The 26,848-nt window shown below is 70.1% G+C and carries 25 protein-coding genes and 1 pseudogene; 13 read left to right on the forward strand and 13 right to left on the reverse strand.

What is annotated here, in order from left to right:
• Positions 1-16: 16 nt before the first annotated feature.
• The 4 genes from trxA to ACN4JJ_RS07165 form a co-directional block, all read right to left on the reverse strand.
• Positions 17-340, reverse strand: coding sequence for a thioredoxin (gene trxA, locus ACN4JJ_RS07150; protein ID WP_440709221.1), 324 nt, complete (start codon positions 338-340; stop codon positions 17-19).
• A gap of 74 nt (positions 341-414) precedes the next feature.
• Positions 415-1,404, reverse strand: coding sequence for a thioredoxin-disulfide reductase (trxB, locus tag ACN4JJ_RS07155; protein ID WP_440709222.1), 990 nt, complete (start codon positions 1,402-1,404; stop codon positions 415-417).
• A gap of 141 nt (positions 1,405-1,545) precedes the next feature.
• A complete protein-coding gene (gene murJ, locus ACN4JJ_RS07160) occupies positions 1,546-3,168 on the reverse strand; it encodes a murein biosynthesis integral membrane protein MurJ (RefSeq protein WP_440709223.1) in 1,623 nt (540 codons plus the stop codon).
• Entirely contained in the window at positions 3,158-5,461 is a 2,304-nt protein-coding gene (locus ACN4JJ_RS07165; RefSeq protein WP_440709224.1) for a DUF6049 family protein, read from the reverse strand. Before ACN4JJ_RS07165 ends, murJ begins: the two co-directional genes overlap by 11 nt.
• Positions 5,462-5,577: 116 nt before the next feature.
• On the opposite strand from ACN4JJ_RS07165, the gene ACN4JJ_RS07170 reads away from it, so the two are divergent.
• Entirely contained in the window at positions 5,578-7,020 is a 1,443-nt protein-coding gene (locus ACN4JJ_RS07170) for a CCA tRNA nucleotidyltransferase (protein ID WP_440709225.1), read from the forward strand.
• 7 nt (positions 7,021-7,027) lie between these two features.
• Here ACN4JJ_RS07170 and ACN4JJ_RS07175 read toward each other — a convergent pair whose 3' ends face one another.
• The 3 genes from ACN4JJ_RS07175 to ACN4JJ_RS07185 all read right to left on the reverse strand — a co-directional run bounded on the left by ACN4JJ_RS07175 (position 7,028) and on the right by ACN4JJ_RS07185 (position 10,179).
• Positions 7,028-8,107 (reverse strand): inositol-3-phosphate synthase, encoded by a 1,080-nt coding sequence (locus ACN4JJ_RS07175; RefSeq protein WP_440709226.1) that lies wholly within the window; start codon positions 8,105-8,107, stop codon positions 7,028-7,030.
• Positions 8,108-8,182: 75 nt separating this feature from the next.
• Positions 8,183-8,989 (reverse strand): PIG-L family deacetylase, encoded by an 807-nt coding sequence (locus ACN4JJ_RS07180; RefSeq protein WP_440709227.1) that lies wholly within the window; start codon positions 8,987-8,989, stop codon positions 8,183-8,185.
• Positions 8,990-8,991: 2 nt separating this feature from the next.
• Positions 8,992-10,179, reverse strand: coding sequence for a glycosyltransferase (locus ACN4JJ_RS07185; protein WP_440709228.1), 1,188 nt, complete (start codon positions 10,177-10,179; stop codon positions 8,992-8,994).
• 206 nt (positions 10,180-10,385) lie between these two features.
• Between ACN4JJ_RS07185 and rpsF the strand changes: the two are divergent.
• From rpsF to ACN4JJ_RS07215, 6 genes and pseudogenes are all read left to right on the forward strand, one after another.
• Positions 10,386-10,736: pseudogene (rpsF, locus tag ACN4JJ_RS07190) on the forward strand (30S ribosomal protein S6); the annotation flags it as partial.
• Positions 10,737-10,840: 104 nt separating this feature from the next.
• Positions 10,841-11,377 carry a single-stranded DNA-binding protein gene (locus ACN4JJ_RS07195; RefSeq protein ID WP_440709229.1) on the forward strand — a complete coding sequence of 179 codons (537 nt, stop codon included), beginning with the start codon at positions 10,841-10,843 and terminating at the stop codon, positions 11,375-11,377.
• Positions 11,378-11,410: 33 nt separating this feature from the next.
• Complete coding sequence (gene rpsR / locus ACN4JJ_RS07200) at positions 11,411-11,674, forward strand: 30S ribosomal protein S18 (RefSeq protein WP_022895757.1); 264 nt, start codon at positions 11,411-11,413, stop codon at positions 11,672-11,674.
• Positions 11,675-11,685: 11 nt separating this feature from the next.
• A complete protein-coding gene (gene rplI, locus ACN4JJ_RS07205; RefSeq protein ID WP_440709230.1) occupies positions 11,686-12,138 on the forward strand; it encodes a 50S ribosomal protein L9 in 453 nt (150 codons plus the stop codon).
• Positions 12,139-12,541: 403 nt separating this feature from the next.
• Entirely contained in the window at positions 12,542-13,927 is a 1,386-nt protein-coding gene (dnaB, locus tag ACN4JJ_RS07210) for a replicative DNA helicase (RefSeq protein ID WP_440709231.1), read from the forward strand.
• Between the two features lie 105 nt (positions 13,928-14,032).
• Entirely contained in the window at positions 14,033-14,818 is a 786-nt protein-coding gene (locus ACN4JJ_RS07215; RefSeq protein ID WP_440709232.1) for an SDR family NAD(P)-dependent oxidoreductase, read from the forward strand.
• A 59-nt stretch (positions 14,819-14,877) separates the two neighbouring features.
• Here the strand turns inward: ACN4JJ_RS07215 and ACN4JJ_RS07220 are convergent, their stop codons facing one another.
• Positions 14,878-15,423, reverse strand: coding sequence for a MarR family winged helix-turn-helix transcriptional regulator (locus ACN4JJ_RS07220; protein ID WP_440709233.1), 546 nt, complete (start codon positions 15,421-15,423; stop codon positions 14,878-14,880).
• A gap of 69 nt (positions 15,424-15,492) precedes the next feature.
• Here ACN4JJ_RS07220 and ACN4JJ_RS07225 point away from each other — a divergent pair, with 69 nt between their 5' ends.
• Genes ACN4JJ_RS07225 through ACN4JJ_RS07235 form a run of 3 tightly spaced genes read left to right on the forward strand, consistent with a single transcriptional unit; the run spans position 15,493 to position 18,557 of the window.
• Positions 15,493-17,658 carry an MMPL family transporter gene (locus ACN4JJ_RS07225; protein ID WP_440709234.1) on the forward strand — a complete coding sequence of 722 codons (2,166 nt, stop codon included), beginning with the start codon at positions 15,493-15,495 and terminating at the stop codon, positions 17,656-17,658.
• A 39-nt stretch (positions 17,659-17,697) separates the two neighbouring features.
• Entirely contained in the window at positions 17,698-18,312 is a 615-nt protein-coding gene (locus tag ACN4JJ_RS07230; protein ID WP_440709235.1) for a DUF308 domain-containing protein, read from the forward strand.
• Positions 18,309-18,557, forward strand: coding sequence for a hypothetical protein (locus tag ACN4JJ_RS07235; protein WP_440709236.1), 249 nt, complete (start codon positions 18,309-18,311; stop codon positions 18,555-18,557). Before ACN4JJ_RS07230 ends, ACN4JJ_RS07235 begins: the two co-directional genes overlap by 4 nt.
• Positions 18,558-18,592: 35 nt before the next feature.
• On the opposite strand, the gene purB is transcribed toward ACN4JJ_RS07235, so the two are convergent.
• Genes purB through ACN4JJ_RS07250 form a run of 3 tightly spaced genes read right to left on the reverse strand, consistent with a single transcriptional unit; the run spans position 18,593 to position 21,028 of the window.
• Positions 18,593-19,993: an adenylosuccinate lyase gene (purB, locus tag ACN4JJ_RS07240; protein ID WP_440709237.1), complete on the reverse strand. Its 1,401-nt coding sequence runs from the start codon at positions 19,991-19,993 to the stop codon at positions 18,593-18,595.
• A gap of 45 nt (positions 19,994-20,038) precedes the next feature.
• Positions 20,039-20,596, reverse strand: a complete 558-nt coding sequence (locus tag ACN4JJ_RS07245; protein ID WP_440709238.1) for a low molecular weight protein-tyrosine-phosphatase — start codon at positions 20,594-20,596, stop codon at positions 20,039-20,041.
• 30 nt (positions 20,597-20,626) lie between these two features.
• A complete protein-coding gene (locus tag ACN4JJ_RS07250; protein ID WP_440709239.1) occupies positions 20,627-21,028 on the reverse strand; it encodes a phage holin family protein in 402 nt (133 codons plus the stop codon).
• A 38-nt stretch (positions 21,029-21,066) separates the two neighbouring features.
• Between ACN4JJ_RS07250 and ACN4JJ_RS07255 the strand changes: the two genes are divergently transcribed.
• Complete coding sequence (locus ACN4JJ_RS07255) at positions 21,067-21,693, forward strand: GNAT family N-acetyltransferase (RefSeq protein ID WP_440709240.1); 627 nt, start codon at positions 21,067-21,069, stop codon at positions 21,691-21,693.
• Here the strand turns inward: ACN4JJ_RS07255 and secA2 are convergent.
• Both secA2 and ACN4JJ_RS07265 read right to left on the reverse strand, forming a co-directional pair.
• Positions 21,670-24,006 (reverse strand): accessory Sec system translocase SecA2, encoded by a 2,337-nt coding sequence (gene secA2 / locus ACN4JJ_RS07260; protein ID WP_440709241.1) that lies wholly within the window; start codon positions 24,004-24,006, stop codon positions 21,670-21,672. The two genes, ACN4JJ_RS07255 and secA2, sit on opposite strands and share 24 nt — an antisense overlap.
• 48 nt (positions 24,007-24,054) lie before the next feature.
• Positions 24,055-24,624, reverse strand: a complete 570-nt coding sequence (locus ACN4JJ_RS07265) for a GIY-YIG nuclease family protein (protein ID WP_440709242.1) — start codon at positions 24,622-24,624, stop codon at positions 24,055-24,057.
• A 147-nt stretch (positions 24,625-24,771) separates the two neighbouring features.
• Here ACN4JJ_RS07265 and ACN4JJ_RS07270 point away from each other — a divergent pair, with 147 nt between their 5' ends.
• Positions 24,772-25,647 (forward strand): putative endonuclease domain-containing protein, encoded by an 876-nt coding sequence (locus ACN4JJ_RS07270; protein WP_440709243.1) that lies wholly within the window; start codon positions 24,772-24,774, stop codon positions 25,645-25,647.
• 100 nt (positions 25,648-25,747) lie between these two features.
• Positions 25,748-26,845: a histidinol-phosphate transaminase gene (locus ACN4JJ_RS07275; protein WP_440709244.1), complete on the forward strand. Its 1,098-nt coding sequence runs from the start codon at positions 25,748-25,750 to the stop codon at positions 26,843-26,845.
• Positions 26,846-26,848 lie beyond the last annotated feature (3 nt).

Below are 26,848 nucleotides of genomic sequence, written 5' to 3' on the forward strand. Positions count from 1 at the left end.
AGAGACTGGCTGCGCCCTAGATGAAGGCGGCCAGGTCGGCCTCGAGGGCCGCCTTCGGCTTGGCGCCGATGATCGTCTTGACGACCTCGCCACCCTTGTAGACCTTGAGGGCCGGGATGGAGGTGATCTGGTACTTCGCCGCGGTCTGCGGGTTGTCGTCGACGTTCAGCTTGACGATCTCGATCTTGTCGCCGTGCTCGTCGGCGATCTGGTCGAGGATCGGGGCGACCGCACGACAGGGGCCGCACCACTCGGCCCAGAAGTCGACCAGGATGGTCTTCTCGGAGTCGAGCACGTCGACCTGGAAGCTGGCGTCGGAGACGGCCTTGGCGTTGGACATGTTTCCTTCTTTCGTGGAACTCGGTGAATTCGTGGAGTGGGGATCCGGATCGGCGGGGGCCGTTCGGAGAACTGCTATTCGGCGGCGACCAGTTCGTCGACGATCTCGGCCACCTCGGCGGCCTCGACCTCGTCGCCGGTCTGATCTAGAGCTGCAAGAAACTGCTCGGCATCCAGCGCCGCCACCGTTCCGGAGGCCGCGGCCGTGACGGCCTGACGATAGTGCGGGTCGATCACGTCGCCGGCGGCGAAGACACCCGGGAGGTTCGTCTTCGACGTGCGCCCGGCCACCGCGATGGTGCCCTCCGAGGTGAGGTCGAGCTGACCGTGCACGAGGTGCACGCGCGGGTCGTTCCCGATCGCCACGAACAGACCCTGCACCGGCAGCTGAGAGGTGGAGCCGTCCACCGTGTTGCGGAGCGTGAGGCCCTCGACCGCGTTCTCGCCCGAGATGCCCACGACCTCCGAGTTCCAGACGAACTCGATCTTGTCGTTCGCGAAGGCGCGCTCCTGCATGATCTTCGAGGCGCGCAGCGTGTCCTTGCGGTGCACGAGGTACACCTTCTCGGCGAAGCGGGTGAGGAAGGTGGCCTCTTCCATGGCGGAGTCGCCGCCACCGATGACCGCGATGGTCTTGGTCTTGAAGAAGAAGCCGTCGCAGGTGGCGCACCAGGAGACGCCGCGGCCGGAGAGCCGCTCCTCGTCGGGCAGACCGAGCTTGCGGTACGCGGATCCGGTGGCGAAGATCACCGAGCGGGCCTCGAAGGTGCCGCTGTACCCGGTCTCGACCGACTTGACCTCGCCCTCGAGCTGCACGCTCGTGACGTCGTCGAGGATGACCTCGGTGCCGAACTTCTCGGCCTGCTCCTGCAGCTTCATCATCAGTTCGGGGCCCTGGATGCCCTCGGGGAAGCCGGGGAAGTTCTCCACGTCGGTGGTCTTCATCAGCTCGCCGCCGGCCTCGACGCTGGACGCCAGGAGCAGGGGGGCAAGGCCGGCGCGCGCGGCATAGATCGCCGCGGTGAAGCCGGCGGGGCCGGAGCCGATGATGATGATCTCGCGCATGTGTCTCTCACTCCTGAGGATGATCGCGGGCAGGCTGCCCGGGTCGGTCACTGACCGGTACAACCCATCATATGCGCGGACTATTCCGCGGATCCGGCGCGGTCAGGGGGCACTCAGGAGGCCGCTTCACCGGCTGAGCGACTACCGACCGAGCCGGGCTCGGACGGGGCCCAGCGCTGCTTTCAGCTCCGGTGAACGCAGGGCGAAGAGCGCCCCGAGATACACCACCAGCATCACCGCGCCGACGATCGCCATCGAGATGATCGCGGGCGCGTAGCGCGACACCGCGAAGCCGTGCTCGACCGTGCCGCCGAGGAGCACCAGTACCCCGAATCCGGCGGCCGTGGCGGGGATGCCGGCCACCAGGTAGCGCACGAAGCTCAGGGTGAGCCGCCGCCCACCCGTTCCGCCGAGCCGGCGACGGATGATGACCGCGGCCACCACGGTCTGGATCGCGGTGGCGAAGGAGAGCGAGAACGCCAGACCGACGGCGATCCACTCGACCGGCAGCATCGAGCACAGCAGGGCGAGCACCGTGAAGATGATCGCCTGCAGCACCTGCAGGAAGAAGGGCGTCTTGGTGTCGCTGAGCGAGTAGAACACCCGCTGCAGCACGAACAGCACGGTGAAGGGGATGAGGCCCACCAGGAAGGCGATCAGCACGTTCCCCATGGCGGCGGTGTCGAAGAACGACTTGCTGAACAGGCTGGAGAACGGATACGCCACCACGATCAGCACGAACATCGCCAGCACCATGAACAGACCGGTGGTGCGGATGGCGGCGGCCACGTCGGTGCGCAGCTGCGGCGTCTCTCCGCGCTCGGCGTGCCCGCTCATCTTGGTGAAGTAGGCCGTGACGATCGACACCGTCACCAGCGAGTGCGGCAGCATGAAGATCAGCCAGGCGTACTGGATGATGGCGACCGAGGCATCCGACCCCGAGGCGATCGAGGCGACGTTGGTCTCCACCAGGCCGGCGGCCTGGGTGACCAGCAGCATGCCGAAGGTCCAGCCGGCGAGCTTGCCCGCGGTGCCGAGGCCGACTCCGCGCCAGGCGAAGTCAGGGCGGTAGCGGATGCCGGCCCGGCGCCAGAACAGGAACAGGATGAGCGCCTGCGCGGCCACGGCCAGGGTCGTGAAACCGCCGAGCACGGCGATCGAGGTGGGCGTCCATTCCGAGACCAGGCGGCCGCCGGCCGGATCCGAGCCGAACAGCAGCATGAACACGACCAGGCCGATGATCGAGACGATGTTGTTCACCGCGGGCGCCCAGGTGAACGGGCCGAACACGTTCTTGGCGTTCAGCACCTCGCCGAGCACCGTGTAGAGGCCGTAGAAGAAGATCTGCGGCAGGCACCAGTACGCGAAGGCGGTGGCGAGCGCGAGCTGGTCGGGACTGAATCGGGTGGCGGAGATGGTGACGAGTACCGGCGCCAGCAGGGTGGCCAGGATGGTGGCGCCGCCGAGGATCACCATGGTGATGGTGAGCAGCTTGTTGATGTAGCCGCGGCCGCCGTCGGCGTGCAGCAGCGCCCGCACGATCTGCGGCACCAGCACGGCGCTCAGGGTGCCGCCCGCGATGATCACGTAGATGTTGTTCGGCAGCTGGTTCGCGATGGCGAAGGCGTCGGCGCTGACGCCGACCGTGCCGATGGTCTGGGCGAGCACGATCGTGCGCACGAAGCCGATCACCCGCGAGACGATCGTGCCGGAGGCGAGGAAGGCGCTCGAGCGGCCGATGCTGGGGCTACTGCTACTGGACACTGGGTGGCTCCGCCGATCCGTCCGACTCGGCACGCCGCTGCTTGCGACGGCGCAGGATGTTGGTGACGATGCCGAAGCCGAACACCAGAACCACGAGCGCGGCGAAGATCACCGTGCCGAGCGTCTCCCAGTCGGCGCTCACGTTCACCAGCACGGGCGAGGGCGTCGACAGCAGCACGCCCGTGGGGCTCAGCAGCTGGAAGCTCAGCGTCACGGGCCCGTTCGCGACACCGGCCACGAGCGGGATCTGCGCACCCTTGCGCGAGGAAGCCTCGATGGTGACCTCGACGTCGCCCTTCTCCACCACGAGCCGCCCGTTGGAGGGCGTGACGTGCAGGATGACGGTGACCGGATAGGGTAGCTCGTTGCTCAGCGTGACCGGCAGATTGGCCTGGTTGGCCACCATGTTGATGTTCGAGCCGTCGACCACCTGAACGGAGCCGAGGGTCTTGGCCGTGGCGTCGCCGAAGGTCTGTGCGGCCACGCTCCAGCCGCCCTCGTTCGACACCCAGTTGTTCGAGAGCAGGGCCAGCAGATCGGCGCGGTACTCGCCGGTCATCACGGAAGGGTCGGCGAGGATGCTGGCGAAGGCGTCGATGCTCTGCCCGCCCGCCAGCAGGGTGCGGATGGTGGCGAGGCGCTCCTCGGACTGCGGGGCGTCTATCACCTGCACGACCTGGCTGGGCGTGGCGTCGAGCAGGGGCTGGATCGGTGCGGGAGAGGCCCACGGCAGCGCCTCGATCGTGCTCAGCACCTGGTCGATGCTGGTGAAGTTCATGGCGCTGCGGTCGAGCACCGCGAGCACGGTGGGCGGGCCGGTGGACGAGGACGCACCCGTGTCGGTGGTGCTGCCGCCGGTGCGGTTCTCGGCGGCCAGTGTGAGCGTGCCGGTGAGCTGTGCGATCGCCTCGCCGCGGCGGGCGTCGGTGGTGGCGGCCAGAGCATCCTGGATGGCGGTGGAGACGCCGTGGTCGGCCACCAGCACGGTCTGCTGACCCGTGGTCGCCGACGCGTTCAGGGTGGCGGTCGGGTCGGCGGCACCGGTGCTGTCCACGGCCACCACCTGGCGGGAGTCGAGGATGGTGGTGGTCAGGCCCGACTCGGCGAAGAACGGCAGGTCGCTCGTGACGACGCTGCCGCTGCGCGGCCAGGCGATGTCGCTCGCGGTGTAGTCCCAGCTGGTGAGCTGCTCGAGGGTGGGCACGGATGCCGCGGCGTCGGTGGGGGTGGGCGTCGGGGAGGCGGTGCTGCTCCCCGATCCGTCGGCCGTCGTCGACTGCGCGGTGGCCGAGGGCTCGATCAGGTCGTCGACGTCGGTGAAGTTGGAGGCCTTGAGGGCGTACGCGAACGAAGTGGGCTGCAGCACGGCCCCGGCGCCGGCCTGGTGCTCGCCGGAGAGGTCGGAGTCGCCGTAGCTGAGCGGGATGATCGGGTTCGGGGCCGCGTCGAGCCGCTCCAGCCAGCCGACGGCCGAGGCGGGAGCGGAGGAGCCGAGCGAGCGGATGGAGACGATGATGCGCGGGTCGACGGCGATGGTGACGGGCTTGCCGATCACCGCGTCGAGCTCGCGGGTGAGCACGCCGGTGTCGCTCGTGAAGGCCTCCAGTGAGGCGGACTGGATGAGTCCGGTCGCGCTCGCGACGCTCGTGATGGGGGCGATGACGGTCACCCCGGCGGTGGCGGGGGCCGGGCTGACGCCGTCGTTCCAGACGATGGTGGTGCGGGTCGTGGCGAGGCTGCTGCCGGAGTCGGTCAGCTCGGCGGAGATGCCGTAGACCCCGGAGGTGCCGAACGGCAGCGCCGCCGCGGGGATGGTGAGGGTGACGGTGTGCGAGCCGCCGGGCTGGACGGTTCCGGCGTCGACGGTGCCGACGACGGTGAGGTCGGCGGCTTCATCTGCTCCCTCGTCCGCCAGCCAGGCCGTGTAGTCGCTGGCGCCCTCGAGAGCGGTGTCGCGGATGCCGATGGCGATCGTGCCACCGACCGCATCCGGGCCCGGGTCGGCGATCTCGACGGAGAGCGCGAGGTCGCCGCCGGCGGTGAGCACCCCGTTGCCGGCGGGCGACAGGGCTAGCGCCACTCCCCCGGTCTCGGGCGCCTGGGTCGTCGCGGCCGCGGCCGGGTCGTCGGAGGCCGCCGTCGCAGCCGGCTCGGGCGTCGGCATCGGCGTGGTGGCGGCCGAGGCGGTCAGCGGAGCGGCGAACACCAGGGTCGCCAACGCGGCACCGGCGATCAGCGCACGGGCGGCGGTCGCGGGCGCAACTCGTGAGAATCGACGCGCTGGGGAGTTCATAGGTAGTCGGGGAGGCGGTCGCGGGCGGTCGCCGTCCTCGACCGATTCTAGGAGACGGGGCCTGGGAGATCCGGGAACCGCCGGGGCCAGCCGTGGGCCCCGGCTAAAATGGGCCGGTGCAGCCGGTTCAGCAGTCCCTCGATTTCCTGGCGCAGCTCGCGGCCGACGGTCCCGTCGCGGTGCTCGCCACCGCCTTCGCCGACGCCGGGCACGAACTGGCGCTGGTGGGCGGGCCCGTGCGCGACGCCTTCCTCGGCCGCCCGATCACCGACCTCGACTTCACGACGGATGCCACGCCCGACCAGATCCTGGCCATCGTGACGCCCATCTCGCAGGCGCAGTGGGACGTGGGCCGCGCCTTCGGCACCATCGCCGCCCGCATCGACGGCGAGAGCGTGGAGATCACCACGTACCGCTCCGACAGCTACGACGGCGCCAGTCGCAAGCCCGCCGTGGAGTTCGGCGACTCGCTCGAGGGCGACCTGCGCCGGCGCGACTTCACCGTCAACGCGATGGCCCTACGGGTTCCCGAGCTCAAGCTCGTCGACCCCTCCGGCGGCATGGACGACCTCGTGGCCGGCATCCTGCGCACCCCGGGCGCTCCCGAGGTGTCGTTCGGCGACGACCCGCTGCGGATGCTGCGGGCCATCCGGTTCAGCGCCCAGCTCGGGTTCACGCTCGAGGCCGCGACCGCGATCGCCATCGCCGAGATGCGCGAGTCGATCGGGATCATCTCGATCGAGCGGGTGAACGACGAGCTCTCCAAGCTGCTGAAGACGGATGCGCCCCGGCGTGGTGTCGAGCTGCTGGTCGAGAGCGGCCTCGCCGAGCTGGTGCTGCCCGAGGTGCCCGCGCTGCAGCTGGAGAGCGACGAGCACCATCACCACAAGGACGTGTACCAGCACAGCCTCACCGTGCTCGACCAGGCCATCGACCTGGAGAAGTCGCGCGCGGCATCCGGAACCGGCATCGCCTCCCCCGACCTCGTGCTGCGCCTGGCCGCCCTGCTGCACGACATCGGCAAGCCCGCCACCAAGCGCAACGAGCCGGGTGGCCAGGTGTCGTTTCACCACCACGACATCGTGGGCGCGAAGCTCGCCAAGAAGCGCCTGCGTGAGCTGCGTTTCGACAACGACACCATCGCCGCCGTCGGCCGGCTGATCGAGCTGCACCTGCGCTTCTTCGGGTACACCGAGGGGGCCTGGACCGACTCGGCCGTTCGCCGCTACGTGCGCGATGCCGGCGAGCAGCTCGAACGGCTGCACATCCTGACCCGCGCCGATGTGACGACCCGCAACCGGCGCAAGGCCGATCAGCTCTCCTTCGCCTACGACGACCTCGAGGAGCGGATCGCCGTGCTCGCGGCCCAGGAGGAGATCGATTCGGTGCGGCCGGATCTGGACGGCTCGCAGATCATGGCGCTCCTCGGCATCGGCCCGGGGCGCGAGGTGGGGCAGGCGCGCGCGTTCCTGCTCGAGCTGCGGCTCGACGAGGGGCCGCTGCCCCCCGAGGAGGCCGAGGCGCGCCTGCGCGCGTGGTGGGCCGAGCGCCACCCCTGAGCGGCGGTCAGCCGGCGGGGGTGTTCGCGGCGATGAACTCCTCGAGGCGGGTGCGGGCCACGTCGTCGGGCAGCTGCACAGCCGGCGACTTCATGAAGTAGGCCGAGGCCGATTCGACGGGACCGCCGAGGCCGGCGTCCAGCGCCAGCTTCGCGGCGCGCACGGCGTCGATGATGACGCCGGCCGAGTTGGGCGAGTCCCACACCTCGAGCTTGTACTCCAGGCTCATCGGGGCGCCGCCGAAGCCGTGGCCCTCGAGACGCACGAAGGCGAACTTGCGGTCGTCCAGCCACGGCACGTGGTCGCTCGGGCCGATGTGCACGTCGCCCTCGGGCAGGTCGATGTCGATGTTCGAGGTGACGGCGCGCGTCTTCGAGATCTTCTTCGAGTTGAGGCGGCGGCGCTCCAGCATGTTCTTGAAGTCCATGTTGCCGCCGACGTTCAGCTGGTAGGTGTGGTCGAGTTGGATGCCGCGGCTCTCCAGCAGACGGGCGAGCACCCGGTGGGTGATGGTGGCGCCGACCTGGCTCTTGATGTCGTCGCCGACGATCGGCAGGCCCGCCGCCTCGAACTTCGCGGCCCACTCGGGGTCGGAGGCGATGAACACCGGGATGGCGTTCACGAAGGCGACCCCGGCATCCAGAGCGGCCTGCGCGTAGTGCTTGGCGGCCTTCTCCGAACCGACCGGCAGGTAGCACACGAGAACCTCGGCACCGGATGCGCGCAGCGCCTCGGCCACGTCGACCGGCTCCGCTTCGGACTCGTCGATCATGTCGGTGTAGTACTCGCCCAGACCGTCCAGGGTCGGGCCCCGCAGCACCGTGACACCGGTGGGTGCCACGTCGGCGAACTTGAGGGTGTTGTTCTCGCTGGCCCAGATGGCGTCCGCGAGGTCGGCTCCGACCTTCGCCGCATCGACGTCGAACGCGGCCACGAACTGCAGGTCGCCCACGTGGAACGGACCGAACCGCGTGTGCATGAGGCCGGGGATGGCCTCGGTCTCGTCGGCGTCGGCGTAGTACGTCACGCCCTGGATCAGCGAGTTGGCGCAGTTGCCGACCCCCGCGATTGCGACCTTGATGCTCATTCGGGCAGCCCTCTTCGTCGTTGTCAAAACTTAACGATCCTATCGGGGGACGGAAAGGTCGACGAGCCGCTTGACTCAGAGCAGCCGGCGGTACCGTTCGACACCGGCGACCGGATGCCGCTGACCCCCGCTCAGTACGAACCACGGCGTGCCGTCGGCGGCCTGCTCGATCGTGAGCTGGGTGGCGTGCGCGGCCATCGCGGCGACCTTGGCCGCGAGCTGGGGCCCCACGTCGACGGTGAGGTCGGACTCGGGGGCGGGTGCGCTCGCATCGTCGGCGACCCGCGGTTCGACGATCGCGAGGTACCGAAGTCCGCGCTCGCGGGCCGTCTGCAGCCCGAGTTCGTGCATCCGCACGTGGTCAGGGTGGCCGTAGCCGCCCAGCGCGTCGTAGCCCACGACGGCGGTGGCATCGCGGGGGAACGCGGCCAGCAGGTCGGCAAGCTCCTCCCCCACGTCCGAGAGGCTGAGCGAATCGGCCCCTGCATCGTCGGCCGCCTCGGCGAATCCGCTCGCCGCCCAGCGCATTCCGGAATCGGCATATACCCGATCCGGCAGACCGCTGACGCGCGAGGGCGCCGCACCGAGGAAACGGTGCTCCGGGCTTCGGAGCGCGCCGAGGGCCGCAGCGAGCTCGGTCTCCCGATGCGGCCCGAGGGCGGAGGTGCCCTCCAGCTCGGAGAACGGACCGGCGACGACCTCCCCCTGCTCCCCGCGGGTGCCCGTGATGACGGTCACGCGCACGCCGGAGGCGCGCAGCGCCGCGATCGTGCCCCCGGTCGAGATCGACTCGTCGTCGGGATGCGCGTGCAGGAAGACCGGATGCGCGCCGAACGCCGTCAGGTCCGGGCGGGCGGGGCGGGAGGATTCGGAAGCCGTCATCGTCAGAGGACTCTCTCATACAGTCGCTCCAGCAGCCGGACGGTCTGCATCCAGCTGTGTGCTTGGGCGTGTTCGGCCGCCGAGGCGGAGAGCACAGCCAGCCGGGCGGGATCCTGGAGCAGGGCGTCGATCGCACTCGCCCATGCGCTCGCCGACCGGCCGTCGAGCAGTACGCCGCTCACCCGATCGGCCACCGCCTCGGCGAGACCGCCCGCCGATCGCGCGGCGATCACGGGGGTGCCGCTGGCCGCCGCCTCGAGTGCCACCAGACCGAAGGTCTCCGAGTGCGAGGGCGCCAGGAGCAGTGAGGCCTCCCGCAGCAGCCGGGCGGCCTCGGCCCGGGGCACGGCGGCCCGGAAGTCCACGTCCTCCCCCACGCCGCGCTCCACGGCGAGGCGGTGCAGACCGTCGGCGTAGTCGGCGTGGCCCGGGCTCGTGCCGCCCGCGATCACCAGGCGTGGACGGCGCGGGGCCGGGACGAGCGCGAGGGCCTCGATGGCGAGCTCGATCCCCTTCAGGGGCTGGATGCGCGCCAGGATCAGGAGGGACGCGCGGCCGCGGGGCGTGGCATCCGGAACCGGCGGATGGAACAGGGCCGTGTCGACACCCGGGGGCACCCCGACCACCCGGTCGGGATCGACACCGGTCGCCCGCAGGATCGCGGCCCGCTCCGCCGAGGTGGCCGCCACCGTGAGGGCGGAGGCCCGCACGAGCATCCGCTCGGCATCGAGCCGCTCGGCGGGCTCCGGTCGGTCGCCGGGTGCCAGGCGTTCGTTCTTCAGCGCGGCCACCGTATGCAGGCTCAGGACGTGGGGAGCGTTCCAGGCCGCGGCGGCCTCGAGCCCGGCCAGACCCGAGAGCCAGTAGTGGGAGTGCACCACGTCGAAGCGCGGGAGGGTGACGAGGGCTCGAGTGAACTCCGGTATCAGGGCCGGCAGGGAGGCCTTCGGTATCGGAGCGAGGGGCCCCGCGCGCAGGAACCGCACCGGCACTCCCCCGGGAGTCGTGCCGATCCCGGTCGCCCCGGCCGCGGCATCCGTCGCCCGGGTCAGCAGCTCGACCTCGTGGCCCCGAGCGGCCAGCGCGTCGGCCACGCCCACCAGGTAGACGTTCATGCCGCCCGCATCCGCCTGTCCCGGCTGCTCGAGCGGCGAGGTGTGCAGGGTGACGAGGGCGATGCGCAGGCTCACCCTCACACCTTCACACATCGAAACTCCATCACCCACCGAAACTCCCCACACCCGGATGCGCTGCTCTGGTAGGGTGAGGAAGTTGTCTTGTGCCCGGCGGAAATCGTCCGAAGGGCGCGAGACCGATGCATAACCCTCCTGTCACAGAGATTCTGTGGCCGTTCTAGTCCGAAGGAGGTGGGTTTGTGACGCATCAGTACGAACTCATGGTCATCCTCGATCCCGAGATCGACGAGCGCACCGTGGCTCCCAGCCTCGACAAGTTCCTCAATGTCATCCGCAACGACGGTGGAACCGTCGACAAGGTCGACATCTGGGGCCGCCGTCGCCTGGCCTACGAGATCAACAAGAAGACCGAAGGCATCTACGCCGTCGTCAGCCTCACCGCGAACAGCTCCGCCACGGTCGAGCTCGACCGTCAGCTGAAGCTCTCCGAAGCCGTCATGCGCACCAAGGTGCTGCGGGCCGAAGAGTCGATCGCCCAGGTCGCCGCAGCCTCGAAGCTCGCCGAAGAGAAGGCCGCCCGCAAGGCCGCCAACCCGAAGGCCGCCGCTGCCCCCGCAGCCGCTTCCAGCTCCGCTGCTCCGGCAGCCGCCGTCAAGGCCGCGTCGGCGAAGCCCGCCGCTGCCGCAGCAGCAGCCCCGGCCGCCGAGTAGTCGTCATGGCGGGCGAAACCGTAATCACAGTGGTGGGCAACCTCACCGCCGACCCCGAGCTGCGCTACACGCAGAACGGGCTGGCGGTCGCGAACTTCACGATCGCATCGACCCCCCGTACGTTCGACCGCGCGTCGAACGACTGGAAAGACGGCGAGGCGCTGTTCCTCCGCGCGAGCGTGTGGCGTGAATTCGCCGAGCACGTGGCCGGTTCGCTGACCAAGGGCAGCCGCGTCGTCGCGACCGGCCGCCTGCGCCAGCGCTCCTACGAGACGAAAGAGGGCGAGAAGCGCACCTCGATCGAGCTCGAGGTCGACGAGATCGGCCCCTCGCTGCGCTACGCGACCGCTCAGGTCACCCGAGCCACCAGTGGTGGCGCCGGTGGCGGTGGCGGAAGCTTCGGTGGCAACGGCGGCGGTGGCAACCGCGGTGGCCAGTCGGCCGTCGAGGAGCCCTGGGCCGCATCCGCGCCCTCGTCCTCCGGCACCGGTGGCGACGTGTGGAACACTCCCGGCAGCTACGCCGACGACACCCCCTTCTAAACTTCTCTTCTTTCAGAACAGGAATCCAAAACAATGGCTGGAAAGTCAAGCGGCGACCGCCGCAAGCCGCTCCGCGGCGCCAAGGGTGCGAAGAACGCCGCTCCCGCGAAGTCGATCCGCGTCGGCGTCATCGACTACAAGGACGTCGCGACCCTTCGCAAGTTCATCTCGGAGCGTGGAAAGATCCGCGCCCGCCGTATCACGGGAGTCTCCGTCCAGGAGCAGCGCCTCATCGCCCGTGCCGTCAAGAACGCCCGCGAGATGGCACTTCTGCCCTACGCTGGCTCGGGCCGCTAAGGAGCAGCAGAATGTCGAAAATCATCCTCACCCACGAGGTGACCGGTCTGGGAGCTCCCGGCGATGTCGTGGAGGTCAAGAACGGCTTCGCCCGTAACTACCTCGTTCCCAAGGGCTTCGCCGTGGCGTGGAGCCGCGGTGGCGAGAAGCAGGTCGAGCAGATCAAGGCCGCCCGCGTCGCCCGCGAGCACGCCACGATCGAAGAGGCCCAGCACGTCAAGCTGACGCTCGAGAACGCCACCGTGAAGCTCACGGTCAAGGCGGGCCAGGGCGGACGCCTGTTCGGCTCGGTGAAGACCTCGGACATCGCCGACGCGGTGTCGGCAGCCGGCATCGCCCAGCTCGACAAGCGCAAGATCGAGATCCCGGTGGCCATCAAGGCCACGGGAACCCACGAGGCCACCGTGCGCCTGCGTGACGACATCTCGGCCACGATCACCCTCCAGGTGGTCGCTGCCAAGTAGTCGTACCCGAGAAGGGGTGTCAGGGGCCGTCAGGTCCGTGGCACCCCTTTTCGCTGCCCATTTCTCCCCAGATCTATGCACAGGCCACTGGGGAGAATGCAAGCTTCAACCGATGGTCGAAGGATGTCTCCACTAACAGCATGTGGAATGACAATTATCCTGGTCAGAAGCTATTTCAAGCCATATTCCCACTGGTTCTCCACAGGCCAGTCCACAGTTTTCACACATAGCTTCCGGCGTTTCGCGCAGATAGTCCACACCTTTATCCACAAGGCTGTTTGGAGGGGAACGGGAGCCCTTCCTACTCTGGGGCAGCGCCCTCGGGGAGGCCGATGTCGGTGGTCGGTCATGGAATGGGTACGAGCAGTACGAGCCGCCTCGCGCGGCAGAGCAGGAGTCCAGGTTGTCGATCGCCCATCTCGGTCTCGCCGGCGAACAGCGCCCGGGCGACGGCCAGGGTTCCACCCGTGCGGGCGACCGCACTCCCCCGCACGACCTGCTGGCCGAGCAGAGTGCCCTCGGTGGCATGCTGCTGAGCAAAGACGCCGTGGCCGACGTGGTCGAGGTGATGCGCGCGGTCGACTTCTACATCCCCAAGCACGAGGTCATCTTCGAGGCCATCCTCAACCTCTACTCGCACGGCGAGCCCACCGACGTGATCGCCGTCACCGACGAGCTCACCAAGAGCGGCGAGCTCAGCCGCGCCGGTGGCGCCGACTACCTGCACACCCTCACCGGCCTCGTGCCCACGGCGGCCAACGCCGGCTTCTACGCCCAGATCGTCTCCGAGAAGGCGGTGCTGCGCCGCCTGGTGGAGGCCGGCACGCGGATCGTGCAGATGGGGTACGCGAGCGAGGGCGAGGTCACCGACCTGGTCAACAACGCCCAGGCCGAGATCTACGCCGTCAACGGCGGCGTGGAGGCCGAAGACTACGTGCCGCTCACCGTCGCGGTCACCGCGGCCATCGACGAGATCGAGGCCGCCGCCGGCAAAGACGGGTCGATGACCGGTGTGCCCACCGGCTTCGCCGACCTCGACAACCTCACCAACGGCTTCCACCCCGGCCAGATGATCATCGTGGCCGCCCGTCCGGCGCTGGGCAAGTCGACGCTGGCGCTCGACTTCTGCCGCGCCGCCTCGATCAAGAACGACATGCCCTCGATCTTCTTCTCGCTCGAGATGGGGCGCTCGGAGATCGCGATGCGTCTGCTCTCGGCCGAAGCATCCGTTCCCCTGCAGAGCATGCGCAAGGGCCGTATCGAAGGTCGCGACTGGACGACCCTCGCCTCCACCCGCGGCCGCATCAACGACGCCCCGTTCTACATCGACGACAGCCCCAACATGACGCTGGTCGAGATCCGGGCGAAGTGCCGGCGGCTCAAGCAGAAGGTGGGCCTCAAGCTCGTCGTCATCGACTACCTGCAGCTGATGACCTCGGGCAAGAAGGTCGAGAGCCGCCAGCAGGAGGTCTCGGAGTTCTCCCGGGCGCTCAAGCTGATGGCGAAGGAGCTGCAGGTGCCCGTCATCGCGCTGTCGCAGCTGAACCGTGGCCCGGAGCAGCGCTCCGACAAGAAGCCCGCCATCAGCGACCTGCGTGAGTCGGGCTCGCTCGAGCAGGATGCCGACATGGTCATCCTGTTGCACCGCGAGGGCGCTTACGAGAAGGACAACCCGCGCGCCGGAGAGGCCGACTTCATCGTGGCCAAGCACCGCAACGGCCCCACCGCCACCATCACGGTCGGCTTCCACGGCCACTTCTCCCGCTTCGCGGACATGCCCCCGGCTTAGGCAGCTCGCTCAAGGTCTGAGCGGACCGATCGCGATTCCACAGCTCGCGTCGCGTCGGCCGAAAGGGACTATCGTCGGACAGTAGGACAGGCGATGGGAGCGACGATGCTTTTCTCTGAGACGGGTGGCCGCGGGGTGCTGGCGAACGCGCCGGCCGCGGGGGATGTCGTACTGGTGACCGGGGCGGCCGGCGGGGTGGGGGCGGCCGTCGTCGAGGCGGTGCGCGCCGCGGGCGGGCGCGTCGTGGCGGAGGACATCAGTGCAGGGCTGGAGGAGCGCCACCGGGGCGACGACGAGGTGCACGTGATCACGGGCGACGTGGCCGACCCCGGCACGGCCGAGGCCGCCGTGACCGCGGCCGTCGAGCGGTTCGGGCGGCTGGATGCCCTCGTGAACGTCGCTGCGCGATTTCATTCGGCGCCACTGGAAGACATCGGCGCCGAGGACTGGGACGCGCTGATGGCCACGAACATCCGCGGGGTGCACCTGCACGTGCGGGCGGCGGTGGCGGCGCTGGCCGACAGCCGCGGGGCGATCGTGAACGTGGCCTCGATCTCGGGCCTGGTCGGGCTGCCGGCCCAGATGGCGTACTCCGCCACCAAGGGCGCCGTGGTGCAGATGACCCGGGCCGCCGCCGTCGAACTGGCGCCACGCGGCATCCGGGTGAACGCCGTCGCACCGGGCGCGATCGCCACCGGGTTCATGGACGAGGCGCTGGCCGGCGACCCCGATCCGGAGGCCACCTGGCGCGCGATCGCGGCGGGGCATCCGCTCGGCCGGATCGCGACTCCGGAGCAGGTCGCGGCTCCGATCGCCTTCCTGCTCTCGGCCGGGGCCGGCGCCATCACCGGCGCCGTGCTCACCGTGGACGGCGGCTACACGGCGCAGTGAGGGCACCTGCGGGCGTGCGCGGGGCATCGGGCACTCGCCCGCACGCGCCGGGCTCCGGATCAGTCGAGGGGCCGCGCCGCCTCGGTGGCCGTGCGGTAGACCTCGGTGACGTCGCGCAGAAAGCGCTCGACGACCGTGCGGTCGTGCGGCGCCAGGCCCTCGACCAGGCCGGAGATGCCGGCGATGATGGGCAGCAGCTCGTCGACGGCGCGGTTCACCGAGGCGCGAGCCGGAACCACCACGATCTTGCGCCGGTCGTGGTCGTGCGGGTGCCGCTCCGCGTGCCCGAGTGCGACGAGGCGGTCGACCACCAGGGTGCTGGCCGCGGTGGAGACGCCCAGGCGCCCGGCGAGCTCGCTCGGGCTGAGCGGGCCGTTCTGGATGAGGTGCTGCATCGCGGAGAGATCGGTCGGATTCACCGTGAGCACCGTGCCGAGGTGGCGCTCGAAGGCGCGCGACCAGACGTCGAGGTCGCGCAACGCCCTGGTGATGGCGGTCGGATCGGTGATGCCGGCATCCGCGAGTTCGGCACGCGACCAAGGCTGCTCGCCCGGTGTGGGCACGTCCGGGTCCGTGCTCGACGGCGGTTTGCGGATGTCTGCCATGGATGACATGCTAAACCCCTAGGTAGTTAAGTTGCTTAGAAGCATCGATCCATCCGCGAAGGACTCTGCATGCGCGCCATCTCCCGCTTCGTGACCGGACGCGGATCCGCCTGGATCGCCCTCGGCATCGCCGCCGTCGCCATCGTGCTGCTGTTCGGCCTGCTGCCCAAGGGCTCGAGCGACAGCTACCCGCCCTCGGGCCTGCCCGACTCGAGCGAGGCGGCCCAGGTGACCGCGCTGCTGGACGAGTTCCCCTCCGCCGACAGCACCGCCGCGATCGTCGTCTACAGCCGCGGCCCGGGTACGGACGGCGCCGGCGAGGCACTGACGGATGCCGACCGCGCCGCGATCACCGCGAACGCGGCGGTGCTGGCCGAGCAGTCCATCGCCCCGCAGGCCGTCGTGCCACAGTTCAGCGACGACGGCCGGGCGGCGATCGTGGCGGTGCCCCTGGACGGGGCCGCCGCAGAAGACGACATCGAGGCGACGGCCGAGGGCATCCGCACCGACGCCTCCGCCGACCTGCCCGAGGGCCTCACCGCCCTGCTGACCGGTCCGGTCGGGTTCCAGGCCGACATCACGAACGCCTTCGCCGGCGCCGACTTCCGGCTGCTGCTGGTCACCGTGATCGTTGTGGCCATCCTGTTGATCGTCACCTATCGCTCTCCAGTGCTCTGGATCGTCCCGCTCGCCGTGGTGGGCCTCGCCGACGGCCTCGCCCGGGTGGTGGTGACCGCTCTCGCCGATCCGCTCGGCATCACCATCGACGCCTCGATCGGCGGCATCCTCTCGGTGCTCGTGTTCGGCGCGGGCACGAACTACGCCCTGTTGCTGGTGGCTCGATACCGCGAAGAGCTCACGAAGGTTCAGGATCGGCACGCCGCCATGCTCACCGCCGTGCGGAGTGCCGGCCCTGCCATCGCGGCCAGCGGCGGCACGGTGGCCCTCAGCCTGCTGACACTCCTGCTGGCCCAGCTCGCCGGCAACCGCGCGCTCGGCTTCGCCTGCGCCATCGGCGTGGTGATCGCCATCGCCTTCGCGCTGCTCGTGCTGCCGGCCGCGCTCGTGGTGTGCGGGCGGGGGTTGTTCTGGCCGTTCGTTCCGCGGGCGCAGACCGACGACGGCTCCACCCATCACGCCACCACGAAGCCCGGCCTGTGGATGCGTCTCGGTCGCGGGGTGTCCAAGCGCCCCGCGGTGGTGGCCGTCGTCGCCACGCTCGGCATCGGCATCCTGGCCCTGGGGCTCGCGGGCTACAAGGTGGGGCTCTCGCAGACCGACCAGCTGATCGGGAACCCTGACTCGGTGCGGGCCCAGGAGGTGATCGACGCCTCGTTCTCGGCCGGTCTCACCGGGCAGACCATCGTTCTCACCCCGACCGACGCGGTTCCGGATGCCACGGGCATCGCCCAGGGCGTGGATGGCGTCGAATCGGTGCAGCCGATCGAGGTCTCCGGCGATCTCACCCGCCTGGACGTGACGCTGAGCGCCGAGCCGGAGAGCGACGCGGCCTTCGCGACCGTGCAGGCCCTGCGCACCGCCTATGCCGACGCCGGCCCCGACAATCCGGTCAGCCAGGCGCTCGTCGGCGGCAGCGACGCGACCGCCCTCGACACGAACACCGCCGCGGCCGCCGACCAGGCGCTGATCATCCCGCTCATCCTGGCGATCGTGTTCGTCATCCTGGCGCTGCTGCTGCGCAGCCTCGTCGCGCCCGTGCTGCTGATCGCGAGCGTGCTCGCCACCTTCTTCGCGAGCCTCGGCGCCTCGAACGTGCTGTTCCAGAACGTGCTCGGCTTCCCGGCCTTCGACTCGAACGTCATCCTGTTCGCGTTCCTGTTCTTGGTGGCGCTGGGCGTGGACTACAACATCTTCCTGACCACCAGGGCGCGCGAGGAGTCGGTCGCGCACGGCACCCGGGAGGGGATGGTGCGGGCACTCTCCTCGACCGGCGGGGTCATCACGAGCGCCGGCATCCTGCTGGCGGCGGTGTTCGCGGTGCTCGGCGTGCTGCCCGTCGTGGCGCTCACCCAGATCGGCGTGATCGTGTGCATCGGTGTGCTGCTGGACACCCTGGTGGTGCGCACCGTGCTGGTGCCCGCCCTGGTGTTCTTGACGGGAAACGCCTTCTGGTGGCCGTCGCGACCGGCGGCGCACGCGCATCCGTCGTCTTCCGGGGCTGTGGATGCGGTGGCCGGGCCGGCACACGCGAGGCACTCAGGCGCGGCGCAATAAACTAGGAGCACGCGCATGATCTGAATCGAGGACCCCGGAGTGACCGACTCACCCCGTCACCTGCCGCGCTCGCCCTACTGGGGCGTGCCCGTGGCCCGGGCGATCCCGTTCGTGATCACCGCTCTGGTGATCACCTTCCTGTCGAACCACTCCGCCCAGATCGGGCTGCTGAGCTACGGGGTGCTGGCGATCGTGTCGGGCATCCTGGTGGGCGTACTGTCGTGGCGCACCCTCACCGAGCGCTCGCTGCGGATCAACTTCCTGATCCAGGGTGTCTCGGGTGTCGTGTTCGGCGCGCTGGCCATCGCGTTCAACGGCGGCGGCCTCGGCTTCCTGCTGTTCTGCGCCACCATGAACTCCGCCATCACCGGCTTCCTCGAGCTCTACGCGGGCCTTCGCCACACCAAGAACCCCGCGGCGCGCGACTGGGCCGTCGTCGGAGCGCTCACCGTCATCTTCGCCCTGGTGCTGATCTTCTTCCCCACCGATCCGGTCTTCGCCGTCGGCATGCTCGGCGCGTACTCCGCGATCGTGGGGCTGTTCCTGATCATCGCCGGTCTGTCACTGCGCTGGGGAACCCAGCCGGCCTCCGGAACCGCGGCATCCGCTGCGGCCCGAACCGGGCAGACGCCGCGAAGGGGAAAGGCATCGTGAACCAACCCTCCAGGCGCGATCGGCTGAAGCCGGTCGAGCTGCTCGTGCTCTCGGCCATCCTGTCGCTGTTCGTCGGGCTGACCGTTCTTCTGGCCACCCGGGAGGTCGTGCTCTCGCTGATCTTCTTCGGCGTCGCCTTCATCGTGGTGCTGGTGGTGATGGCGATGTTCTCGCTGTCGATCAAGCCCAACGACACCGAGCAGCTCGAGATCGATGACGAGGGCGACCACCCCGCCGGGCACTGACCGCGGCTCGGCGCGGCGGGGCTCGGTGACTCGCCTCAGTCGGCGGCGGGCGTCGGCAGGATGTGGTCGACCAGCTGCGAGGCGAGACCGGTGTAGACGCCCGGGGTGAGCGCCACGAGGCGCGCCTTGGCGGCGTCCCCGATGTCCAGGCCCTCGACGAAGGCCACGAGGTCGGCCTGGCCGATCCGGTTGCCGCGGGTGAGCTCTTTCAGCAGGGCGTACGGATCGGCGATCGACGAGCGGCCCGCCGTCACCTCGGCCCGCACGACGGTCTGGATCGCCTCGCCGAGCACCTCCCAGTTGCTGTCGAGGTCTTTCGCCAGCGCTTCGCGGTTGAGCGAGATGGCCCCGAGGCCGCCCGTGATGTTGTCCAGCGCGAGCAGCGAGTGGCCGAGGGCCACCCCGATGTTGCGCTGCGTGGTGGAGTCGGTGAGGTCGCGCTGCAGGCGCGAGGTGACCAGGGTGGCCGCGAGCGAGTCGAGCAGGGCGCTGGAGAGCTCGAGGTTGGCCTCGGCGTTCTCGAAACGGATCGGGTTGATCTTGTGCGGCATGGTGGAGGAGCCCGTGGCGCCCTTCACCGGGATCTGGGTGAAGTAGCCCATCGAGATGTAGGTCCACACGTCGGTGCAGAGGTTGTGCAGCACGCGGTTGGCGTGGCTGATGCGCGAGTACAGCTCGGCCTGCCAGTCGTGCGACTCGATCTGGGTGGTGAGCGGGTTCCATTCCAGGCCCAGCGAGTTCACGAAACCGCGCGAGATCGACTGCCAGTCGGCATCCGGATCGGCCACCAGGTCGGCGGCGAAGGTTCCGGTGGCGCCCGAGAACTTGCCGAGGTACTCGGTGCCCTCGATCTGCTTCTTGATGCGCTCGAGGCGGTGCACCGTGACGGCGAGCTCCTTGCCCATCGTGGTGGGCGTGGCGGGCTGGCCGTGCGTGAGGGCCAGCATCGCGTCGTCGCGCAGCTCGACCGCGAGACCGCGCAGCTTCTCGATCACACCGGTGAACTTGGGCAGCCACACCTCGGTGACGGCCTGGCGGATGGTGAGGGCGTAGGAGAGGTTGTTGATGTCCTCGCTTGTGCAGCCGAAGTGGGTGAGCTCGGCGATCTGGTTGAGGCCCAGCTCGGCCAGCTTCTCGCGCACGAAGTACTCCACGGCCTTCACGTCGTGGCGGGTGGTGGCCTCGAGGGTGCCGATGCGGTCGATCTCGTCCTGGCCGAAGTCCTGCACCACGGCGCGCAGGCGACGGGCGAGCTCGGGGTCCAGCGGAGCCGATCCGAACATCGAGTGGTCGGTGAGGTAGAGCAGCCAGTCGATCTCGACGTGCACCCGGGCGCGGTTCAGGCCCGCCTCGGAGAGGAACTCGCCGAGCTCGGAGACGGCGGCGCGGTAGCGGCCGTCGAGGGGGCTGATGGGCTGAGGGGGCAGAGGAGGCATGAGGGTTTCGTGGTCTTTCGTGTGGCGGGGGTGCGGGCGGAGGATCTAGAGCGCGGGGGAACGGCGGAACGCGGGCTCGAGCTGACGGAACAGGGCGGCGCTGGAATGTTCGATCATGGCCAGCACCGAGTCGAACATGGCGGCATCGGAGTAGTACGGGTCCGGCACGTCGTGGCGGCCGGCGTAGTCGGGGTCGAAACCGAGCAGCAGGCGGATCTTCTGCCGGTCCTCCTCGGAGCGGGCCCAGGAGCGCAGCACCCGCTCGTGGCTGCGATCGAGGGCGATCACGAGGTCGAGATCGTCGAACCAGGTGCTCTCGAACTGGCGCGCGCGGTGAGCGGAGCCGTCGTAGCCACGGGCCCGGAGCGCCTCCACGGTGCGCGGATCGGCGTGCTCACCGACGTGCCATTCCCCCGTCCCGGCGGAGCTGACGATCACCCGGCCGGTCAGGCCGGCGCGATCGACGAGGTCGCGCAACACGACCTCGGCCATCGGCGAGCGGCAGATGTTGCCGGTGCAGACGACGCAGACGCGGAAGGCCCCGGCGGTGAAGTCGTCGTCAGTGGATTCCTCCGGAGTGGATTCCGCGGCGTGTCGGGGCATGCTGCCTATTCTCGCATCCGGTACCGCGGGTCAGCGGTTGCGGCGGCCGGCCAGCGGGCGCAGGATGGCGCCGATGATGGCCGAGAGGATGGCGAGCACCAGCGCGCCGAGCACGGTCCACCAGAAGCTCTCCAGCGTGAGGCCGAAGCCGAACCAGCCGGTGACCACCGAGACCAGCCACAGCAGCAGGGCGTTCACGAACAGCGAGATGATGCCGAGCGTGAGGATGTACAGCGGGAACGCCACCACCCGGATGACGGAGCCGACGAAGCCGTTGATGATGCCGAACACCAGCGCCACCAGCAGGTAGGTGATGACGGTCTCGAACGCTCCGCCGTCGCCGATCGGGTCGATCTTCACCCCGGCGACGATCAGCGTGGTGAGCCACAGGGCGATCGCATTGGCGATGAGGGAGACCAGGAATCTGCGCATGCCACCACTATCCCATCCGGATGCGGCAGAGTCGATGCATGGTCACCGTTCCCTGGGCTCCCGCGTACCCCGTCGTCACGCCGCGTCTGCGCCTGCGACCGCACCGGCTCGACGACCTCGACGACCTGCTGCGGTTCCACTGCGATCCGGAGGTGGTGCGGTACATCCCGTGGCCGGCGCGCACCCGTTCGCAGACCCAGGCGGCGCTCGAGGCGCGCACCCGGCAGGGCGTGGTGTTCGAGCCGGGGCAGTGGCTCGTGCTGGCGATGGAGCTGCCGGACGGCGGGTCGGGTGAGCACAGCGGGGAGGATGCCGGCGGCCGGGTGATCGGCGAGATGCTGCTGAAGTACGACAGCGAGACGGATGCCCGGGGAGAGCTCGGCTACGCGATGGCTGCCGACGTGGAGGGTCACGGCTACGCCACCGAGGCCGCCCGTGCGATGCTCGACCTCGCCTTCGGCCCGTTCGGCCTGCACCGCGTGGTGGCCCGCCTGGACGCCCGGAACGGGGCATCCGCTCGCCTCCTGACCCGCCTCGGGATGCGTCAGGAGGCGCACCTGCGCGAGGACGAGTACTTCAAGGGCGAGTGGACCGACACCCTCGTGTTCGGCATCCTGGCCGCGGAGTGGCCCACGCGCCCCTCAGCGCAGGAACCGCCGGAGTGAGGTCGACGCGCGGCGCCAGAGGCGCTTCTCCGGGGAGCCGAACGGGTCTTCGGTGACCATGTACGTCCAGGTGGAGCCGGGGCGGAGGAAGGCCGGCGGATCGCGGCGGATGTCGTGATCGGCGACCGCCCGGCCGATGGCCGCCTCCACCGCGCCGGCGACCTCGGGCAGGAACGACTCGAATTCCCGCTGGGCGATCTTGGTGTACTCGTCGAGCGGGTTGTCGCGTGCCAGGGACCGCAGGTGGATGCCCTCGCGGGCGTCGGCGAGGACGGCGGCGTGCCGGCACCAGGTCTCGTCGAGATGGAAGAGTGCGGTGCGGGTGGCGAAACGGTCCGCCGCCGCGGCGCCGAACTCCCCCTCGAGCTCGGCGAGGTGACGTGAGGCCGCGGCGCTCAGCAGCGGTTCGGCACCGGACGCGTGCCTCAGGCCTTGCTCGAGCACCGCGGTGCGCAGCCGCAGAACGGCGGCGCGCTGGCGGGCCGGCGCCTCGGAGAACCGCAGGGTGCTGGCGCGCAGCTGCTCGCGGGAGGCCTCGCCGATCCGCTGGGCGTGGTTCAGGATGCCGGCCGCGCGGTCGAGCCCGCCGGCCTCGAGCGCGGTCGAGTACTCGTCCGACACGAGGTCGAGCTGGGTGGTGACCACGGCATCCTCGAGGCTGGCGAAGAAGACGCTGGAGCCCGGATCACCCTGCCGGGAGGCCCGACCGCGCAGCTGGGCGTCGAGCCGTGCGTTGTCGTAGCGTTCGGCGCCGATGACGCTGAGGCCGCCGAGCGCGGCGACCCGCTCGCGATCGCTCTCGTCGGGACCGCCCAGACGGATGTCGGTTCCCCGGCCCGCCATCTGGGTCGAGATGGTGACCCGGCCGTATTCACCCGCCCGGGCGATGATGGCGGCCTCCTCGGCATCGTTCTTGGCGTTCAAGACCGCGGCCTCGATGCCCGAGGCGGAAAGGGCTTGTGCCAGCTGCTCCGACGCCGCGACGCTGGCGGTGCCGACGAGGATCGGCCGGCCGGTCGCGTGCTCGGTGCGGATGCGGTCGAGAAGGGCGGTGTGCTTCTCGGCGGGGGTGCGGAACAGGCGGTCGGGACGGTCGATTCGCCGCGAGGGCACGCGGGAGGCGACCTCGCCCGTGGTGAAGCCGTAGCCCTCGGCCAGCAGCGGGGCGACGGCCAGGGCCGTGCCGCTCATCCCGCAGACCGTGGCGTGCGACGACATCAGCGCGCGGACGGTGAGGGAGTCGAGCACCTCGCTGACGACGCTGGGGTGCAAGCCCTCCTTGACCTCGATCGCCTCCTGCAGGCCGTCGGGCCAGCGCTGGGCGGTGGTGACACGGCCGCGGGCGGCGCTGATCAGCTCGAGCCGGCCCTCGCGCACGAGGTAGTCGACGTCACGATGCACCAGGGTGCGTGCGTGCAGAGCGAGGTTGACCGCCGTGAGGTGGTCGTGGGATCCGGAGTCGAAGAGGTTGGCGATGCCGAGGTTCTGCTCGACGGCCGAGGTGCCCCGCTCGGTGAGGGAGACGTTGAGTCGATCGGCGTCGATCTCGAAGTGCTCGTGCTCTCTCAGGGTGGCCACCGCCGCGGCGATGCAGCGGGCGTCGGTGCCGTGCGAGCCCTCGGCGCTCGCCGAAGCGAGCACCAGCGGTGTGCTGGCCTCGTCGATCAGCACGGCGTCGACCTCGTCGACGAGGGCCACATCGGGTCGGACCATCGGGCCCGGCTCGGCCTCCACGTGGAAGCGGTCGCGCAGAACGTCGAAGCCGAGTTCGGAGGCCGAGACGTACACGACGTCGGCGGCGTAGGAGCGCCGCCGCTCATCCGGGGCCTGGTTCGCCGCGATCCAGCCGACCGCGACTCCGAAGGCCTCGAACAGCGGGCTCATCCACTCGGCGTCGCGCCGGGCGAGGTAGTCGTTCACCGAGATGACGTGGACGCGGCGGCCGTGGAGGGCGAAGGCGATCGCGGCGATCGCTCCGGCCAGCGTCTTTCCTTCGCCGGTGGCCAGTTGTACACCGTGACCGCGGAACAGCGCCAGAGCGGTGACCAGCTGCCCCGGGAAGGGACGCTGACCGAGGGTGCGGGTGGCGGCCGCGTGCGCGGTGACGCAGAAGGTACGAAGGTCGTCGTCGGTCCACGAGCGGCTGGCGGCCGAAAGACGGAGGTCGTCGATCGCGGCGAGCTCAGCGGCCACGGCGGCCGGGGTCGTCGGCCGCAACGGCGTCGAGGCGACCAGCCGCTCGAGGCGGTGGAAGCTCGCGAGACCGCCGATCCCCAAGAAGGCGCGCAGGCGGGTGAGCGGGCTACCTGACACTGCGTTTCCTTTCCTCCACCGTTTAGCGCAATATGAACTTTGTTCATCTTATCGGCCGCGGAGGGCCTCGGCCTCGCTGCGCCAGCGGGCGAGGAGCTGCCAGGGGTCGTCTCCGGATGCCGTGAGAGCGGCGACGTGGTCGGCCAAGTCGCCGGTGAGGGCGAACCATTCGCCGGTGAGGCGGTGCTCGGCGAACTGGGCATGGCGGGACTGCTCGCGGGCGCGGCCACCGCGTTCGAAGGCGAGAAGCTCTTCGTAGCGCAGCTGGGCGAGGCGGCTCCGCGGGTTCCCCGAGGTGCCGATCTTCAGCCGGTCGCCGAAGCGCAAGTAGTAGACGACCTCCACGAGCACCGGCGCCGATCCATCTTCCGGATGCTCGCCGTGCTGCCAGTCGCAGCGCGCGCAGAGCCAGCCGGAGGGGTAGCGCACGCCGAGCCGGGAGCCGCACGCGACGCAGGGCGAGGGCAGCACGTCGGTGACGCCCACCTCGCCCGCCATCCACTCGTAGGCCTCCTGCAGATGGCCCCGGCAGAGGGCGAGCGGCGACCCGGCCGGGCGGCCGTCGGCGCTGCACGGCGAGGCGGGATCGGCACCGGCCAGGGCGCAGGAGGTCGGCATGCTCGCACGCTACTCGTGGCGTCCGACATCCGGGGCGCTGGTCCGGAAGCGGGGCGCTCGGGAGGGATGTCGGAGGTGGTGGTTAGCGTCTCAGGAGACGGTCCGTGCCGAGTGGGGAAGTGCGTCCTGCGCGAGGAAGGAGGAGGGGTGCCCGAGAACGTGACCGCGTGGTGGGAGCGGCGGCAGCGGTCGAAAGGGTGCGAGACCCCCTACCCGGTGGGGCGCTACCGGGAGGCCTGGCGGCGGTACCCCGTGCTGGTGCGGCAGTACCATCCGGAGTTCAACGCCGGGCGCACCCTCAGCCAGATCCCGCCGGCGGCCGACGTGTACCTCACCTGGCAGTGCGACGCCGGGCACCTGTTCGTGGCGACGCCGAGCGAGCAGCGCAGCCGGCCGAGCGGAGGGAGGCGCCGGCGTTCGGTGTGGTGCCCGGTGTGCGCCGAGCTGGCCGTGCCGACCCGCGTGGTGGCCCAGCGCGGGCATCCGCTCGGCCAAGAGCCCGAGCGCGTCACGCCCAGCGCCGCGGTCGAACCGCCGGCGCCCACGCGCCGGGCCTCCGCCCAGGGCACCCTCGACGTGCGCCGTCCACCGGGGACGGCGTTCTGGAGTGCGCGGGCACCTCGACCGGCCTCCGCCGTCGAGGCCGGCCTGCGGCAGCGGCTCGGCGAGCACTTCGCCTTCGACCTCACCCCCAACGCGGTGGCGGTCGGCCGGCCGTTCTTCGGGCGCCACGAGGTGTGGCCCGACATCGTGATCGACGAACTGCGGATCGCGCTCGAGTACGACACCGTCGGCCGGTTCGGCCTCGAGCACGTCGGCCCGAGGGAGGACACCGATCGTCGCAAGGACCGCCTGCTGCGCGAAGCGGGCTGGGAGGTCGTGCGCATCCGGTGCCGCCCGCTGCTCGCGCTCGGGCCGCACGACCTGGTCGTGTCGGGGGTCACCGCGAAGCTCGTCGACGAGCTCGCAGCCGTGCTCGGAGCGCTTCGCGGCGAGCTCTTCGTCGAGGCGTACCGGCGCTGACCGGCCCGGCGTCCGGTGCGTTTCCACAGGCCGCTTCCCGGGTTGTCCACAGGCGAACATATTCCCGGGCCGCTTTCGCAGCGCGAACTAAGATGAACGAATGAGTTCCGGCCCCCTGGAAGCGCGTTCCGACGCTGCGTCGCCCCCCGTGAAGCTCCGCCCTGAGATCCTGGCGTTGCCCTCCTACAAGCAGGGCAAGGCGGCCGTGGGCGGTTTCAAGCTCTCCTCCAACGAGAACCCCTTCGATCCGCTGCCCGGCGTGCTCGAGGTGGTGGATGCCGCCGCCCGTCAGCTGCACCGCTACCCGAACGCCGGCGCCCCCGAGATCACCGCCCGGCTCGCCGCCGACTGGGGTGTCGAGCCCGAGGAGGTCATCGTGGCCGCCGGCTCGGTGGCCCTGCTCACCCACTTCACCCAGGCCGCCGCCGGCCCGGGCGACGAGGTCGTCTACTCCTGGCGTTCGTTCGAGGCCTACCCGTGGATGACGGTCATCCCGGGCGCCGTGCAGGTGCCGGTGCCCAACACCGCCGACCACCGCCACGACCTCGACGCGATGGCCGCCGCGATCACCGACCGCACGCGGCTCGTGATCGTCTGCACCCCCAACAACCCCACCTCCACGATCGTCACGAAGGCCGAGTTCGAGACCTTCATGGCGAAGGTTCCGAGCGACGTGCTGGTCATCCTCGACGAGGCCTACGCCGAGTTCGTCACCGATCCGGCCGCCGTGAACGGCCGGGAGCTGACCCACCGCTACCCGAACCTCGTCGTGCTGCGCACCTTCTCCAAGGCCTACGGGCTCGCCGGGCTGCGGATCGGCTACGGAATCGGCCCGGCCGCCGTGCTCGCCGCGGCCCGCACCACGATCATCCCGCTCAGCCTCACCGACCAGGCCCAGGTGGCCGCCGTCGCCTCGCTCGACCGCAGCGAGGAGCTGCGCGCGCGCGTCGCCGACATCACCGCCCGCCGCGACGCCGTCTACGACGCGCTGGTGGAGCTCGGGCACACCGACATCCCCCGACCGCACGGCAACTTCGTCTGGTTCCCCACGGGCGAGCGCAGCCAGGAGGCCGCCGAGACCTTCCTCCGGCACGGCATCGTCGCCCGTGCCTACCTGCCCGACGGTGTGCGGCTCACCATCGGCGAGCAGGAGTCGGTCGAGAACGTCCTGTCCGCCGCCGAAGAGATTGCGAGGTAACCG

Source organism: Herbiconiux dendrobii, assembly GCF_052048175.1.
In the GTDB taxonomy this organism is placed as follows: domain Bacteria; phylum Actinomycetota; class Actinomycetes; order Actinomycetales; family Microbacteriaceae; genus Herbiconiux.

Bases quoted from the DNA above. Each gene is read 5' to 3' on its own strand.
- trxA (WP_440709221.1), bottom strand. From the start codon at position 340: ATGTCCAACGCCAAGGCCGTCTCCGACGCCAGCTTCCAGGTCGACGTG.
- rplI (WP_440709230.1), top strand. From the start codon at position 11,686: ATGTCGAAAATCATCCTCACCCACGAGGTGACCGGTCTGGGAGCTCCC.
- ACN4JJ_RS07255 (WP_440709240.1), top strand. From the start codon at position 21,067: ATGGTCACCGTTCCCTGGGCTCCCGCGTACCCCGTCGTCACGCCGCGT.
- ACN4JJ_RS07175 (WP_440709226.1), bottom strand. From the start codon at position 8,107: ATGAGCATCAAGGTCGCAATCGCGGGGGTCGGCAACTGCGCCAACTCG.
- ACN4JJ_RS07225 (WP_440709234.1), top strand. From the start codon at position 15,493: ATGCGCGCCATCTCCCGCTTCGTGACCGGACGCGGATCCGCCTGGATC.
- purB (WP_440709237.1), bottom strand. From the start codon at position 19,993: ATGCCTCCTCTGCCCCCTCAGCCCATCAGCCCCCTCGACGGCCGCTAC.
- ACN4JJ_RS07180 (WP_440709227.1), bottom strand. From the start codon at position 8,989: ATGACGGCTTCCGAATCCTCCCGCCCCGCCCGCCCGGACCTGACGGCG.
- ACN4JJ_RS07275 (WP_440709244.1), top strand. From the start codon at position 25,748: ATGAGTTCCGGCCCCCTGGAAGCGCGTTCCGACGCTGCGTCGCCCCCC.
- ACN4JJ_RS07220 (WP_440709233.1), bottom strand. From the start codon at position 15,423: ATGGCAGACATCCGCAAACCGCCGTCGAGCACGGACCCGGACGTGCCC.
- ACN4JJ_RS07250 (WP_440709239.1), bottom strand. From the start codon at position 21,028: ATGCGCAGATTCCTGGTCTCCCTCATCGCCAATGCGATCGCCCTGTGG.
- ACN4JJ_RS07215 (WP_440709232.1), top strand. From the start codon at position 14,033: ATGCTTTTCTCTGAGACGGGTGGCCGCGGGGTGCTGGCGAACGCGCCG.
- rpsR (WP_022895757.1), top strand. From the start codon at position 11,411: ATGGCTGGAAAGTCAAGCGGCGACCGCCGCAAGCCGCTCCGCGGCGCC.
- ACN4JJ_RS07265 (WP_440709242.1), bottom strand. From the start codon at position 24,624: ATGCCGACCTCCTGCGCCCTGGCCGGTGCCGATCCCGCCTCGCCGTGC.
- trxB (WP_440709222.1), bottom strand. From the start codon at position 1,404: ATGCGCGAGATCATCATCATCGGCTCCGGCCCCGCCGGCTTCACCGCG.
- ACN4JJ_RS07195 (WP_440709229.1), top strand. From the start codon at position 10,841: ATGGCGGGCGAAACCGTAATCACAGTGGTGGGCAACCTCACCGCCGAC.
- ACN4JJ_RS07245 (WP_440709238.1), bottom strand. From the start codon at position 20,596: ATGCCCCGACACGCCGCGGAATCCACTCCGGAGGAATCCACTGACGAC.
- ACN4JJ_RS07165 (WP_440709224.1), bottom strand. From the start codon at position 5,461: ATGAACTCCCCAGCGCGTCGATTCTCACGAGTTGCGCCCGCGACCGCC.